A 14,628-nucleotide genomic window follows, 5' to 3' on the forward strand; every position below is an offset into this window, starting at 1 on the left:
TTCATTTTAGTTTCGATAAGAGGATGATTTAAATGAATAAAAAGTTAAGAAAGTCTTCAAAAGATAAGTCGATAAGTGGCGTCTGTGGGGGCATTGCTGAGTATTTTGGAGTTTCTTCTTTTTCAGTAAGACTAATTTTCATTTTATTGCCTGGCGCTAATGTACTGCTTTATTTAATTCTGGCTAATACGATGGCTGATAGTCCGCCTTCATTATATTAATCAAGGTGTGTGATGGAGGCATCTTTTATAGAATTAAAGGTGAGTACTTCTATGAATTTTCTGGGTGGAGGTCGTATATGAATGGCTAAAATTCAACCAATGGAAACAAACAGGCTTATCCTGAGGGAACTTAGTGAAGAGGATTATGAAGATATTCATGAATTTAAGTCAGATCAAAAAGTGGTTAAATATTTAACTTGGAGTCCTAATAGCAGAGAACAAACATTACATAGCCTTAAAAAGCAGATTGCTTTTCAAAACGAAGAAAACCGACAAATCTATGTTTTAGCGGTTGTAATAAAAAATACTAAAAAAGTCATCGGTAATGCTTTGTTTATGGTAAGAGATCAAGACTTTATAACAGCGGAAATCGGATATTTTATTAACTCAAACTACTGGAAACAAGGATACGGAATTGAAATTGTTAACGGATTATTATATTTAGGGTTTAATACTATGGATATCCATAGGATATATGCAGTATGTGATGCAGAAAATGCTGGTTCAGTCAATCTTTTAAGGAGAATAGGTTTCCGGCAGGAAGGTCATTTTATTAAAAACTTGAAGGTAAAAGGACAATGGAGAGATCATTTTCTATTTGCTATGTTAAAAGAGGAGTTTAAATAAGTTTCCTCGTTGGGATTGTTTTTAGGTTAAGGTAAGCCTCCAGTGTCTCACAAGACTCCGTAAGGTAGACTTTGTTCAAAGCAGTAAACGTAAACTATGACCAAGAAATGTTTGACAAAGGAAAAAGAAAGGCGTAGCTTATTATATTATTCCCATATAGACCTTTTTGCCGAATCTTTGAGCGGGGGAACCATTTTCTGATAAACATTGTTTATCTTGGGGTGAATCTTAGCATATTAAAGCTAGGAAGGGATACTCTCATTCCCTAATCCGACAGCTAACTCCGCAGGTGCCATAGAGAGAAGGGTTGATGAACGCCATTGGCCATTCTTTAGTTTAGGATGGTCTTTTTTATTTTTAAATAGAAGGGATGTGTAGGAGCAGTGAAAAAGCAATATGCTGTTTTGGGCTTGGGCCGTTTTGGAGGAAGCCTTGTAAAAGAGTTCTATGAATTAGGTGCAGAGGTTTTAGCAATTGACATTGATCAGGATAAAGTTGATCAGTATTCCCAATATGTTACTCATGCCGTACAATTCAACGGTATTGATGAAGAAGGGCTTAAACAAGTCGGGATAAAAAATATTGATCATGTTTTTGTTTCTTTTGGAGGGAATATTGAATCAAGCGTTTTGACATGCCTGATCTTAAAGGAAATGGGTGTACCCAAGGTCTGGGCCAAAGCACATAATGATAATCATGCAAAAGTTCTTGAAAAAGTAGGAGCAGACAGGGTGATCCATCCGGAGCGGGATATGGCTAAAAGGATCGCGAACCATATATTCTCAGATAAGATCATTGATTATATTGAGTTGTCGGAAAAGTACAGCATGGTTGAGATTGTTGCTACGAAAAAAATACATAATAAGACATTAACGGACCTGGATATAAGGGCAAGATATGGATGCAATATTGTAGGCATTCTAAGAGGGCAGGAAATCATTGTTTCCCCTCCTGCAGAAGAGGTCATTTCTATGGGAGATGTACTGATTGTGATGGGCCGCAACTCTGATATTAACCGTTTCGAGAAAGAGGGGGTATAGGTGAAACACCGCGTCATTAACCTGAATCCTTCTCAGCTACTTGTTTTGGTCTTTGCTGTGTTTATCTTCATAGGCACGATTTTGTTGAAATTGCCTTTTGCAACGGAGGACTCAATTACCTGGCTGAATGCTTTGTTCACAGCTACATCAGCTATGACAGTTACAGGTCTGGCTGTCGTTGATACAGAATCAGCCTTTACTCTATTTGGTGAAATAGTGATTGTCTCCCTGATTCAATTGGGAGGACTGGGAATCATGTCTTTTGCAATCCTTATCTATATGGTGTTAGGGAAGAAAATTGGAATCAAACAGCGGATCGTCGTGCAGCAGGCATTAAATCAAACATCTATCGGCGGGGTTATCTTGTTAGTCAGGAATTTGTTCATCTTTTCCTTAACGATTGAAGCAATTGCAATGCTCCTGCTGGCTATCCGCTGGGTGCCCCAATTTGGTTGGGGTAAAGGGCTTTATTATAGTTTTTTTCATTCCATTTCAGCGTTTAACAATGCCGGTTTTGCATTATGGTCCGACAGTTTGATGGGATTCGTGGGGGATCCAATCATCAATATTGTGATTACATTCCTATTTATCATTGGGGGAATCGGATTTACGGTTTTAGCTGACATGTGGAGGAAAAAGCGCTTCCGTAAATTGAGCCTCCACTCCAAGATGATGATCATCGGTACATTCATTATTAACCTCGTGGCAATGTTCATTATTTTTATCCTGGAATACCATAACCCCAATACACTCGGAGGATTGAATTCACTAGGTGATAAATTGTGGGCTTCTTATTTCCAGGCAGTAACACCGCGAACTGCGGGATTTAACTCCCTAGATATATCGGCCTTACAGGAAGATACGATCTTCTTATTTTTAATCCTTATGTTCATAGGTGCAGGAAGTGCATCTACTGGGGGAGGCATAAAACTAACAACGTTTTTGGTCATATTATTTTCGGTCATTACGTTCCTTAAAGGAAAAGAAGAAACCGTGCTCGGAAAAAGGGCAATCAGCCTTACGATTGTTTTGCGTTCATTGGCGATCTCGACAATTGCACTTTTTTTAATTTGTTTGGGGATTTTTATTATGAATATTACGGAAGAAGCTCCATTCATTCAAGTTGTTTTTGAAGTTATTTCGGCATTTGGTACTGTAGGATTATCAATGGGAATAACAGGGTCACTTACCGCAATTGGGAAAGCAGTGATTATATTTGTTATGTTTGCAGGGAAGCTAGGCCCATTGACAATGGCTTTTTCTCTTGCAAATGCAACTGAATCACGAATTAAGTATCCAAGGGAAGATGTACTCACAGGGTGAGGCATTTCCGCTATTACCTTTAATGAAAATAAATGAAAATCGCTTAACAATGACGTTAAGCGATTTTTTAATTTCTATTATCATCAGTGGTTTTTAGTCATAGCTACTGGTCTTCCAAGACTTAAGGATTGGTTGACCATAATCCAGCTGTTTTCACAAGAACTCTTGGATGCAGTTTCAATCCTGCAACAAGAAGGACTGCTAAATCCTCTGGCTGCATGACATTTTCAGGGTTCCCGCTGATCAGATTGCTTTCGACAGCGAGGTCGGTTGCCACAGTACTTGGTGTCAAAGCCGTTACGCGCACATTATGTTTCCTGACTTCAAGCATCAGTGATTCTGTCAGTCCGAGGACTGCGAATTTAGAAGCAGAGTAAGCACTAGTGACTGGCGCTCCTTTTTGGCCAGCAGTGGAGGAGATATTCACAATGTCTCCGGATTTTCTTTCGATCATTTCTGGCAGAACCGCTCTTGTAACGTTATAAACTCCCATCAGGTTTACGCGGACAATCTTTTCCCATTCTTCAGGGGATAAATCCATAAAGCCGCCAAACTTTGCGATTCCTGCATTGTTGACTAGAATATCAATCGCACCCAGGTCTGATTTGATATGCTCCACGGCATGCTGTACCGCTTCAAGATCAGATACATCTGCTGAGGCAGCGGAAATATTAACATCATACTGCTCGAGTTCTTCAGTCAGTTTTTCAAGATTGGACATCGTTAAGCCAATTAATCCTAGATTAACTCCTTCTTTAGCCAAAGCAATCGCAACTGCTCGTCCAATCCCTCTGCCTGCCCCGGTTACAATAGCTGTTTTTCCTTTTAGTGAAATCATGCTATCATTCCTCCTCAAATTTTTCTCGAAACGCTGCTAATAAACAAGCAGTATTCATTATGATTCAATATTGCATACAAGCCAAACATTTTGTTTGGGCCTGGCTCTATTTCTCTATGATAAAGTCTGCTAAAACACTAAATTCAATGTATCAAAAATGAAAAAATCAAATTGAGAGCCAAAAACAACTAACTCCTGAAATTAGCCTGTCTTAGTAGGGAAATGTACTCTGAAAAAAGGAGCAAAGGGATTAACTCTTTGCTCATGCTCTCCTCCTTATTTAAACCGTTTCTGTCCGTCAATGAATTCTTTCTTATCCTTTGTCCTTACTACGATTCTATATGGATCTTCTTTGACTTCTGGCCATATTTCATCAGACTTGATGAATTCTTCTGCCATAGTGTACAGGTCGGTGGCATGTTCGGCTGCGCCTTCGTCAGTGCTCTTAATAGTCATTGTGATGAAAATGGTCATTAAGCCATCTTCGCTTTTATGTCCGACGCCTGATACCTTATATTTTTTAAAGGTCATGAATTCATGGCTAATACCCGAGACCGCGTTACTCCAGCGTGAATATTGTTCCCGTTTGGCTACATTGTATTTCCTCATTTTGACCTCAATATATTCCTTTTCCTTTGCAGCGAGGGCATCTTCAACAGCCTTTTTAATTTCATCGACTTTTTCCTGCTTCTCCGTGCTTGGGATTTCAAGTTCAACTCGATCAATACCGAACATAATATTATTATTAAAATTATATGGTTTCAGAGCAGCCTGAACGATTTCGAATACTTCCTCACTTTCTTTTTCGATTTCTGCTTGTTCTTGTTTCCACTTTTTAGATGGTTCATGGTACTGCCTTACTTTTATAAAGTAGTCTTCGATTCTTGTCCCTTTGAATTCTTCGGCCTGGACAATCGAAAGTCCGATTTTTTTCACTCCTGGTTCCATTACTTTGACCTGCTTTTCAGAGGTATCCAAATGCACCATGATGCCTTCGTTTTTGCCGCCAACATACTGGTTCACTAGCTTTACAGGATATCCTTCTTTTTTCAAAGCTTGTGTCAGCTGTTCTGTCAGGTCTTGCTGAGGATTATTATCAAACATGGCACTTAACGGCGGAATCTTAGAGATCATCTTCGCCATTGTCGGGGAAACAAATCCCGAACCGACAAAAAGCAGAAAACTAGCTGCGATTGCGGCTATAGTGACTCCAGCCTTTTTCCCAAAAGTCCATTGATTTTTTAGAGCTTGATTAAAACCTTCAAGTTCGTGACCAACTCGATCTGCCCGAGCATCTTCGAATTCTCCAGCAGCGAATCGGCCTGGTAAGTCTTTTGAGAATTTTTCAAGCGAAACAGGGGTCTTCAATTCATTCTTATCAAAGCCCATATGACTTCTCCTCCATTTGAAAAAGTTGATCATTTTTTATCAGTTCTGCTAGCTTTTTTCTGCCGCGTGCTAGCCTAGTCTTCACGGTATTGGTGTTTTCGTCTAGAATCAGGCTGATTTCCTTAACTGAAAAGTTTTCAAAATAAAACAGCAGCAGAGGGATCCGCTGTTCATCTTTCAAGGTAGTGATCAGCTGGAGCAGTTCCTGTTTTGTTTCCTTTTCAACGGCCTTTTCCTGAGCTGACTCCGTTCTTAATCTGGTGATTGCCTCTGGATTCTCATCGATATCTGTAAACTGAATTCTTTTTTGTTTTCGGTAAACATCAATCGAACGAGTATAAACAAGCCGGTAAAACCATGCTTTAAAATGGCGGATCTCCACATCCCGCATTATGCTTAGATAACAATCCTCCAGGGCAATCTGGACAGCATCCTCAGCCAGCTCCCGCGAACCAAGGATAAGATAAGCCGTCCTATAGGCAGAGGAAAGAAGACTTTCCACAAGGTGGCTGAACGCTTCCCCATTTCCCGCCCGGATTTGATTTAATAATTTCTGTTCCTCACTCAACTGGGCAACCTCCATATTTTATTTTCACTAGTAAGTCGTTTGAAGGTGGCATTCTGGTTTCACTTTTCGTAAAATTCTTTGACTTACTTGATTGTGTCATGATTAATCAGTATCTAATATGTATTAACTTTACCAAAAATTAACTTAGGCGGGTGGACAATTACAATAGTGAGGAGAATCCGTAGTTTTTGGGTAGATGGATGAAACATGTGCCCGAAATAGAAACGATAAAGGGTTCACAGGGAGAAGATGCGGGGAACATGTGCCCGAACAGGAGCTAAGAAGGGATTTACGGGAAGAAGATGGAGAAACATGTGCCCGAAAAAGAGCGGAGAGAGGATTTACGGGAAGAAGATGGAGCAACATATGCCCGAAAAAGAGCAGAAAGAGGATTCACGGGAAGACGATTGAACAACATGTGCCCGAAAAAGAGGGGACAGGGGAATCACGGGAAGAAGATGGAGCAACATGTGCACTAAAAAAAGGGGACAGGGGATTCACGGGAAGAAGATGGAGCAACATATGCCTCTAAATGGTTTTCATCCATAACAAGTTATCGGGAATGATGTATAAGGTAACCTTATATTTGTTATTTTTTGTTAAAATAATATGAAAAAGTAGGGGAGCATCAATGTGGAAGCAAATCGTTTTTTTTTGTGATATTAGTGATCTTCTTTTTTATCTATTTAAAAGTGTTTAATTATATATTCAGGTTTGTCGAAGCCCCTCGCTTCCTTATGGGTTGCTGGTTTTTATCTTTCAGATATTTTTTGCTATCGTCATTCTCTTTTCGGCTACAATTGTGACTAGGAGGAAGATCTTTGAGATGATCAAAGATAGATTTTCGTTTAAGAACTACACACAAAGTAAGGCTGAACCAAAATCATATTGGTTCAGCCTTTTATCATCAAATTGGAAAATCGATTTTCTTTGACAGATCAGGAAAGTCGATGAACGGATTGCGGTTACCTTGTATATAAAATATGGCCTGGTTTCGGTGCTTTTCATAGAGAGTTGGAGGGAATTCCTCATTCCAGCGGACTAGAAGCGGGATGTTCACCTTTTTCTTGAATTCGTTCTTTACTCTTTTTGGATACCTGAGGAAAAAATAAAGCATTGCCCGTGCGGATGTTCCTTTCCCGTGTTCAGGCTCGAACTCGTACCCTGTGCTTATTCCACAATTATTCTGGATCGTTTCATCATCTGATTCGGGATTGTAAAAATCAAAGTCGGCAAAAGGGAAGTTTGACCTGGTGATATTGCAATCTGGCTCACAGACAAACAAGTGATGAAGGTCGCCCTTCATCGGCTCAGCACCTGCAAACCAGGACTGGGGGACGATATGCTCGGTGTTCATTTTAAAATGTTCCTCAAACAGTTTCAGTTCCCTGATTGAATCAAAGCCATTCACCTGGATTTGCCGAGAACGTCTTCTGAATTCATCGTATTTCTTCCGCAATGTTTCGTTATCCTCGATCAGCAGCGACTCGGGGTCTTTCATCTGGCTGGAGTAGATGCTTTTTGCGGTTCCATCCGGATATAGGTCAACCCATGTATATAAGTACAAATCCTTGGCCAGGAAGTAGGGTAGTTGATTTTTGTGGGACTGGAAAATAATCGTATGAAACTTATAAAAAAGAGCAAGACCGGACAAATCTAAATCCTGCGCTCCCCGGTAATACTTTTCGATATCATGAAGATCTTGAACAGGATCATAATAAAGCTGCTGATTGCTCTGAATATCGCGTCGGTTATCTTTCATGATCGTCAGCAGCTTTTTCAGATCGAGCGAATCATACTTGTTTTCCCAGCGGTCTTTTTGACGTTGTTGTTTTTTATATTTAGACATGGAAGTCTCCTCATTCCTGGTATCTTTATTTCCATTTTAACAATTCAAGGTTTGTCCTTCAAAGTCTTGAACTGGAATGAATTGACCAGAACGTTGAAGATTCTATTTGCTTTTATAAATTCACTTAACCAGTTGAAGAATCATTTCCTTGTTTCGATTTGAAAATACCTTATTATGTGATGACACCATTGCTGATTGGGGGGCTGCCGGCTCAATGAATTGTTTTGCTTTATTCACGGCATTGGCTGCATCCTGGAAGGTCCCGGCAATTAAATTTAACTTGCCCTCGTATTTTAAGATATCACCGGCTGCAAATAAGCCTGGTACAGATGTTTCACTTGTCGGTGTGCCATCAATATAAAAGCCATCGATCATGGCTGGTTCGAGCTCGCTATCCTGAAGCAGGGAAGCGTCCTGATCAAATCCATGATTAACCAAAACATCATCAATACAAAGACGCCGAACCTCACCAGTATCCTGATTCATGATCTCAACCATTTCAATGGATGAATGGTCCTGGTCAGCAATTAAATTGGTGATGCTTGACTGGAACAAACATTCCACAGAACTGTTCATCAGCTGGGTAACTTGTGATTCATGCCCGGAAAAACACTCTCTCCTGTGAACCAGGTAGATTCTCTTTGCGACTGGCTCGAGGGCGTTCGCCCAATCGATCGCAGAATTGCCTCCGCCTGAAATCACGATGGTCCTATCTTTGAAATATTTAAGGGAATTGACCATATAGTGAAGGTTGGACACCTCAAACTTTTCCGCTCCTTCAATCTTGAGCTTTTGAGGTTTTAAGATTCCGCTGCCAATGGCAACAACGATCGATTTTGAAAAATGGATCTTTCCAGATACAGCTTTTAGCAAAAACAAGTCCCCATCTTTGCTGATCGATTCAATTTTTTCATTCAGGGCAACTACTGGACTGAAAGTCAAAGCCTGTTCCTTTAATTGCTGAATTAACTTTGCACCTGTAATAGGGCCAATTCCGCCGACATCCCAAATCACTTTTTCAGGATAGACTTGAATCTTACCGCCTAAATCTGACTGGGCTTCTATAATTTTTGTTTTCATTTCCCGCAGGCCAGCATAAAAGGCGGAATACAGTCCTGCGGGCCCGCCTCCGATAATCGTAATGTCGTAGATTTCATTGTTTTCCAATGCGAACCCTCCTTGAAATGATCTAAATGTATACGGTAATAAAATTGACGGGATTTAAATTTTCACAAATCTGTCATTGACTGATAAAAGTAATAGCTTTATAGTATTCATTGTAAACGATATTGATAATCATTATCAACGAGAAAATGAAAAACTTTGGAGGAATGATACATGGTCCGCTTATACACAGACCAATTGTCCGTCGGTTACGGGGAACGAACAATTGTAAATGACCTGACATTAGACATTCCTGACCAGCAAATCACGATTATCATTGGCCCAAATGGCTGCGGTAAATCGACCTTGCTAAAATCGATGTCAAGAATCATTCCTCATCAGTCAGGCTCGATTTACCTGGATGGTTCGAGTATCTCAAAAGAAGATACGAAAAGCCTGGCACATAAGATGGCGATTCTTCCGCAGACTCCTGAAAGTGCCGCAGGCCTGACAGTAGGGGAATTGGTGTCATATGGCCGATTTCCTTATCAAAAAGGATTCGGGAGGCTGATGAAGAAGGACATCGAAGTCATTGACTGGGCCCTTGAGGTGACCGGAACGGCTAGTTATAAATATGAGCATGTCGATTCATTATCCGGAGGACAGAGACAGCGTGTCTGGATTGCACTCGCACTCGCACAGGAAACAGAAATGATTTTCCTTGATGAACCGACCACCTATTTGGACATGGCACATCAGCTTGAAATACTCGAGCTGCTGCAAAAGCTGAACAAAGAGCAGTCAAGGACAATTGTGATGGTGCTGCATGATTTGAATCATGCGGCAAGATTTGCTGATCACCTGGTTGCCCTGAAAGCCGGGAGTATTGTTAAAACAGGAACAAGTGAAGAAGTCATCACTAAGGAAGTGCTCAGGCAAGTCTTCAACATTGACGCTGCAATCGGGAAAGATCCTCGTACAAATAAGCCGATTTGCATCACGTACAACTTACTAAAAGGAGAAGAAGAAAATGAAGAAATTACTTATGCCATTCCTGCTAATGCTGGTGCTCGTTATTAGCGCGTGCGGAGCAGAAGAAAAGAAAGAAAGTTCAAGCGGGAAAAAAGCAGAAGATAAGCCCCAGACCATTACATATGATTCTGAAAATGGCCCTGTAGAAGTGCCTGCAAACCCGGAAAGAGTCATCGTCCTTTCTTCATTTGCCGGAAATGTCATGGCTCTTGATGTGCCAATCGTGGGCGTTGACTCGTGGTCAAAAATGAATCCCCGTTTTGAAAAATTACAGGGAGTCGAAGAAGTGACAGATGAAAACCTTGAAAAGATCATTGAATTAAATCCTGACCTCATCATCGGTCTATCTAATATTAAAAATGTCGATAAGCTGAAGGAAATTGCACCTACGGTAACATTCACTTACGGAAAGCTTGGTTACCTGGAGCAGCACCTGGAAATCGGCAAGGTCTTAAACAAAGAAAAAGAGGCTCAGGGGTGGATTGATAATTTCAAAGCAGAATCCAAAGCTGCAGGAGAAGAAATCAAAGCTAAAATTGGTGCTGATGCTACTGTTTCTGTAATCGAAAACTTCGACAAGGAACTTTATGTGTTTGGTGACAACTGGGCAAGAGGAACAGAAATCCTTTATCAGGAAATGGGATTGAATATGCCTGAAAAAGTAAAGGAAGCAGCACTGGAGCCTGGGTACTATGCGATTTCCCCGGAGGTGTTATCTGAATACGCTGGAGATTATGTTGTATTCAGCAAGAATGCAGAGGGTGATACATCTTTCCAGCAAACCGAGACTTATAAAAATATTCCTGCCGTAAAGAATAACCGTGTATTCGAAGTTAATGCGAAGGAGTTCTATTTCAACGACCCTCTAACGCTTGAATATCAGCTGGAATTCTTTAAAAAATCGTTCTTGGAACAATAAAAACTAGCAGGAGGAATTCTTTGAGAATTCCTCTTCTTGCTATCAGAAAGATGAGATGCATATGATCAACCAAAACAGCTCTCTCCCCATGCTAACAAAGTTTGTTGCCGGAATCCTCGTCCTGGCCGCAAGTTTCATGACTGCCATGGTTTTTGGTGCAGCTGATACGAACATCAAGGAGATCTGGCTGGCGCTTACTTCAACTATTAAAACAGATACAATTACCATGATCCGGGAGATTCGTCTGCCGAGAGAGGTTGCGGCGATTTTTGTCGGCTCTGCCCTATCTGTAGCTGGTGCGATCATGCAGGGATTGACGAGAAACCCATTGGCTGATCCGGGATTGCTGGGACTTACAGCAGGTGCGAATGCAGCATTGGCACTGGTTATGGCGCTTAGTCCTGGAGCTGGCTACCTGGCTATTACGATTGCTTGTTTTATTGGTGCAGCTGTCGGTGTAGTGCTTGTTTTTGGGATTGGCGCATTGAAGAAGGGCGGATTTTCTCCTTTTCGGATTGTCCTGGCTGGTGCCGCTGTCTCGGCCTTTTTGTTCGCGGTCGCCGAGGGAATCGGTCTATATTTCAAAATCTCAAAAGATGTCTCGATGTGGACAGCCGGCGGCCTGATGGGCACTTCATGGACTCAGCTGAAAATCATTATTCCGTTCATAGTGATTGGGATGCTCGTTTCTTTATATTTATCGAGGCAATTGACGATTTTAAGCTTGAGTGAAGAAGTGGCAGTAGGACTTGGACAGAAGACAAATTTGATTAAACTGGTATTATTCATCGTGATTGTTTTACTCGCAGGATCCTCTGTTGCGCTAGTAGGGAATATGGCGTTTATCGGTCTGATGGTCCCGCATATCGTCAGGATGATTGTCGGAACAGATTATCGATTTGTCCTGCCGATGTCAGCCTTATTCGGCGCCTCGTTCATGCTCATCGCAGATACGGTGGGGCGAACAATCAACGCTCCTTATGAGACACCGATCTACGCGATTATTGCCATGCTCGGACTGCCGTTCTTCCTGTTCATTGTCCGTAAAGGAGGGAAGAGCTTCACATGATCCATCCGTCTATTATAAAAAAACAAAGAATCATAGTTGCGACTTTAATTGTTTTAATTATACTAACCATAATTGCTAGTCTGGGTCTAGGCTATTCCTCCGTCTCGTATGGCCAGATTTTGCCTACGATATTCGGGAATGGGACATTTAAAGAAGAGTTTGTTTTGTTTGAGATTAGACTGCCAAGAATTATCGTGACGCTCCTTGCCGGTATGGCACTGGCAATTTCGGGATCGATTTTACAGGGATTGACCCGGAATGATCTAGCTGATCCAGGAATCATCGGAATCAACTCCGGAGCAGGACTGGGAATTGCCGTTTTCTTTCTCTTTTTCCCAATCGACGCTGCTTCATTTGCCTATATGCTGCCCATAGTTGCTTTTACTGGCGCGTTGCTGACGGCTGTACTGATCTATTTATTCTCGTATAAAAAGGGAATCGGCCTTCAGCCGGTAAGATTGATTCTCGTAGGAATAGGATTTTCGATGGCATTGTCAGGTGCAATGATTGTGGTTATTTCAGCAGCTGAAAGACAAAAGGTAGATTTCATCGCCCGCTGGCTTGCCGGAAACATTTGGGGAACAGACTGGCCGTTCATCGTGGCCCTTTTGCCATGGCTGCTGATCCTGATTCCGTTCACAATCTATAAGGCCAATCGCTTGAACCTTCTGAGCTTAAGCGATCCTGTTGCCGTTGGAGTGGGAGTATCGATTGAAAAAGAAAGAATCGTTCTGCTGCTAACAGCTGTTGCCCTGGCCGCTTCGGCTGTTTCAGTCACAGGTGGGATCGCGTTCATAGGATTGATGGCACCGCACCTTGCGAAAGCATTGATTGGTCCGCGAAACCAATTGTTCCTGCCAATAGCAGTACTGATTGGCGGATGGCTGTTACTGTTCGCAGACACGATCGGCAGAAACCTCTTGGAACCAGAAGGTATCCCTGCAGGAATCATGACTGCGTTGATAGGTGCACCGTACTTTGTGAATTTACTTCTAAAAAAATAGTTGGCTGAGACTTTTGCTAAACTCAGGTAGAAGGGCGTCGAAACTAGACTTTCAACGTCCTTTTGCATATAGATAAAAGGGCTAGAACCCTGCAATAGGCACAAAATTTGCTATTCTGGCCGCTAAAGAACCTGAAAAATATGTGTGTGTATTATGGAAAATAGTGTATTAGAACAGATGGACAAAAGATACGATACCGAAGGCAAAATTGAATTAGCTAAAGTTATAGTGGAAGTAAGACAAGAATTGCAAAATTTCAATTTGAGGGAGATATTTTTTCTTTTTTGAGTATTTCTCTAGAAACCGTTTAATTCGGTCATTTATGCATAAATTAATGAAAAGTAATCAAAGATGGTGACTAAATGCATACGGTTGTGCTTTTTTTGATATTGGCAATCTTGTCATTAACCTCCCTGTACTTCTTGACCAAGAGAATGAACGTCACGAACTTCTGGGGCTGTTATTTTTTATCCAATATTCTTATCACAAATACAGGTTTAATCATTAATTTAAATTTAAAATTAACCAAGCAAGACCCATCAAGTCATTTAATTTTTTGGACTCAAAAAATTCCCGAGTTAACTCTTAAGCCTGCCTTACTTATATGGTTAATCTATATTTTGTTCTCTAATAGAACTATTTTTAGTAAATCAATTTATTCTTTAATCTTTTTAACAGCACTTGTTTCAATTGAAATATATTTTGTCCATATTAAATATTTACAATGGGTTGAGTGGAATGGATTTTATTCTTATTTGAGATATAGTCTGATTATTATTTTATTGGCGCTCTTTTCCTTTTACTTAGAAAAATTCATTAATAAAGAAGAGGAGGAAACGATATGATTTTACCTCTTCCTGAGAAATTTGATGCTAATGAGATTTTTATCCTCTGTTCTACCGTTCTTACTTTGGCTCTAATGTATAAATTACCTAGATACTTGTCTATAGTAACCATCATTATCATTTGGCTGTTTAATGTCTTTCTTGCTTTGACTGCTGATATAACCCTTAGTGTAAAACCTTATGAATTATACTATACGATCGACCATAACACACATGAACTATTTGATGAATTATTGCACTTTGTAACGTATCCTACTCTGCCTTATTTTGTAGTGAACTTTTATCATTTTTTCAAACCCAAAGGAGTAAAACTTCTATCTTATATCGTTTTTTGGTCCGGAATCGCTATAATGCTTGAATGGATTTCTGTTAAATTTCATGTTTTTACATACACCGGCTGGAACTTGTTGTTATCCTTTGTGGTTTATTTGGTTGTTTTTACCGCAAACATTTGGCTTGCAGACTTTATTGAAAAGAAACATCCTTCCAAATGGACAACAACTCATTGACACTGTTTTGCAGAATCCCTTTTTAACAAATACAGGGGAGGTCTGTTGAATTAGCGATGATGAAAGAAAACAAGAAACACGCTAAAGATTAGCGTGTTTTACACTTCGTCAGGCATAGGGGCAGGTGTAGAATCCATCCCTGTGCCTTCGTATTTTTTATCGATCATATGACGAAATGTCTTGTTATTTGTCCCTTTTTCAAATTCTGATTTAGCCTCAAGGGCTATGTCAACACAGGCCCGCCAGCTAGCTTGTTCTTGATGGTCAGCATTTGAATGGCAGCACTGATCG

The 14,628-nt window shown here is 40.6% G+C and carries 15 protein-coding genes, 1 pseudogene and 1 riboswitch; of the genes and pseudogenes, 10 read left to right on the forward strand and 6 right to left on the reverse strand.

The window, feature by feature from the left end:
• Window positions 1-32: 32 nt before the first annotated feature.
• The 4 genes from M3593_RS10460 to M3593_RS10475 all read left to right on the forward strand — a co-directional run bounded on the left by M3593_RS10460 (window position 33) and on the right by M3593_RS10475 (window position 3,211).
• Window positions 33-221 carry a PspC domain-containing protein gene (locus M3593_RS10460; RefSeq protein ID WP_144475820.1) on the forward strand — a complete coding sequence of 63 codons (189 nt, stop codon included), beginning with the start codon at window positions 33-35 and terminating at the stop codon, window positions 219-221.
• Between the two features lie 81 nt (window positions 222-302).
• Entirely contained in the window at window positions 303-848 is a 546-nt protein-coding gene (locus M3593_RS10465; RefSeq protein ID WP_144475819.1) for a GNAT family N-acetyltransferase, read from the forward strand.
• 157 nt (window positions 849-1,005) lie between these two features.
• Window positions 1,006-1,155: riboswitch (cyclic di-AMP (ydaO/yuaA leader) on the forward strand.
• A gap of 76 nt (window positions 1,156-1,231) precedes the next feature.
• Entirely contained in the window at window positions 1,232-1,888 is a 657-nt protein-coding gene (locus tag M3593_RS10470; RefSeq protein WP_251541579.1) for a potassium channel family protein, read from the forward strand.
• Window positions 1,889-3,211, forward strand: a complete 1,323-nt coding sequence (locus M3593_RS10475; RefSeq protein WP_144475817.1) for a TrkH family potassium uptake protein — start codon at window positions 1,889-1,891, stop codon at window positions 3,209-3,211. It begins immediately after the preceding gene.
• Window positions 3,212-3,332: 121 nt separating this feature from the next.
• Here the strand turns inward: M3593_RS10475 and M3593_RS10480 are convergent, their stop codons facing one another.
• The 3 genes from M3593_RS10480 to M3593_RS10490 all read right to left on the reverse strand — a co-directional run bounded on the left by M3593_RS10480 (window position 3,333) and on the right by M3593_RS10490 (window position 6,006).
• Entirely contained in the window at window positions 3,333-4,049 is a 717-nt protein-coding gene (locus tag M3593_RS10480; RefSeq protein ID WP_251541578.1) for a 3-ketoacyl-ACP reductase, read from the reverse strand.
• 276 nt (window positions 4,050-4,325) lie between these two features.
• Complete coding sequence (locus tag M3593_RS10485) at window positions 4,326-5,438, reverse strand: DUF4030 domain-containing protein (RefSeq protein WP_251541576.1); 1,113 nt, start codon at window positions 5,436-5,438, stop codon at window positions 4,326-4,328.
• Entirely contained in the window at window positions 5,428-6,006 is a 579-nt protein-coding gene (locus tag M3593_RS10490) for an RNA polymerase sigma factor (RefSeq protein WP_186326718.1), read from the reverse strand. The genes M3593_RS10485 and M3593_RS10490 overlap by 11 nt, the downstream gene beginning before the upstream one ends.
• 302 nt (window positions 6,007-6,308) lie before the next feature.
• Here M3593_RS10490 and M3593_RS10495 point away from each other — a divergent pair, with 302 nt between their 5' ends.
• The gene (locus tag M3593_RS10495) at window positions 6,309-6,485 is read left to right on the forward strand and encodes a hypothetical protein (protein ID WP_251541574.1); all 177 of its coding nucleotides are present in this window, start codon (window positions 6,309-6,311) and stop codon (window positions 6,483-6,485) included.
• A 428-nt stretch (window positions 6,486-6,913) separates the two neighbouring features.
• On the opposite strand, the gene M3593_RS10500 is transcribed toward M3593_RS10495, so the two are convergent.
• Both M3593_RS10500 and M3593_RS10505 read right to left on the reverse strand, forming a co-directional pair.
• Window positions 6,914-7,855, reverse strand: coding sequence for an endonuclease I family protein (locus M3593_RS10500; protein WP_251541572.1), 942 nt, complete (start codon window positions 7,853-7,855; stop codon window positions 6,914-6,916).
• A gap of 120 nt (window positions 7,856-7,975) precedes the next feature.
• A complete protein-coding gene (locus M3593_RS10505) occupies window positions 7,976-9,022 on the reverse strand; it encodes an NAD(P)/FAD-dependent oxidoreductase (RefSeq protein ID WP_251541562.1) in 1,047 nt (348 codons plus the stop codon).
• Between the two features lie 171 nt (window positions 9,023-9,193).
• On the opposite strand from M3593_RS10505, the gene M3593_RS10510 reads away from it, so the two are divergent.
• From M3593_RS10510 to M3593_RS10530, 5 genes are all read left to right on the forward strand, one after another.
• Window positions 9,194-10,039 carry an ABC transporter ATP-binding protein gene (locus tag M3593_RS10510; RefSeq protein ID WP_251541561.1) on the forward strand — a complete coding sequence of 282 codons (846 nt, stop codon included), beginning with the start codon at window positions 9,194-9,196 and terminating at the stop codon, window positions 10,037-10,039.
• The gene (locus M3593_RS10515; RefSeq protein WP_251541559.1) at window positions 9,990-10,910 is read left to right on the forward strand and encodes an iron-hydroxamate ABC transporter substrate-binding protein; all 921 of its coding nucleotides are present in this window, start codon (window positions 9,990-9,992) and stop codon (window positions 10,908-10,910) included. Before M3593_RS10510 ends, M3593_RS10515 begins: the two co-directional genes overlap by 50 nt.
• 61 nt (window positions 10,911-10,971) lie before the next feature.
• Window positions 10,972-11,979, forward strand: a complete 1,008-nt coding sequence (locus M3593_RS10520; RefSeq protein ID WP_251541557.1) for a FecCD family ABC transporter permease — start codon at window positions 10,972-10,974, stop codon at window positions 11,977-11,979.
• The gene (locus tag M3593_RS10525) at window positions 11,976-12,983 is read left to right on the forward strand and encodes a FecCD family ABC transporter permease (RefSeq protein ID WP_251541554.1); all 1,008 of its coding nucleotides are present in this window, start codon (window positions 11,976-11,978) and stop codon (window positions 12,981-12,983) included. Before M3593_RS10520 ends, M3593_RS10525 begins: the two co-directional genes overlap by 4 nt.
• A gap of 841 nt (window positions 12,984-13,824) precedes the next feature.
• Window positions 13,825-14,337: a hypothetical protein gene (locus M3593_RS10530; protein ID WP_251541552.1), complete on the forward strand. Its 513-nt coding sequence runs from the start codon at window positions 13,825-13,827 to the stop codon at window positions 14,335-14,337.
• A gap of 98 nt (window positions 14,338-14,435) precedes the next feature.
• On the opposite strand, the pseudogene M3593_RS24230 reads toward M3593_RS10530, so the two are convergent.
• Window positions 14,436-14,573 (reverse strand): annotated as a pseudogene (locus M3593_RS24230) (PCYCGC motif-containing (lipo)protein); the annotation flags it as partial.
• Between the last annotated feature and the right edge of the window lie 55 nt (window positions 14,574-14,628).

Origin of the sequence: Mesobacillus sp. MER 48 (assembly GCF_023714225.1) — a bacterium.
GTDB classification, from domain to species: domain Bacteria; phylum Bacillota; class Bacilli; order Bacillales; family Cytobacillaceae; genus Mesobacillus; species Mesobacillus oceanisediminis_A.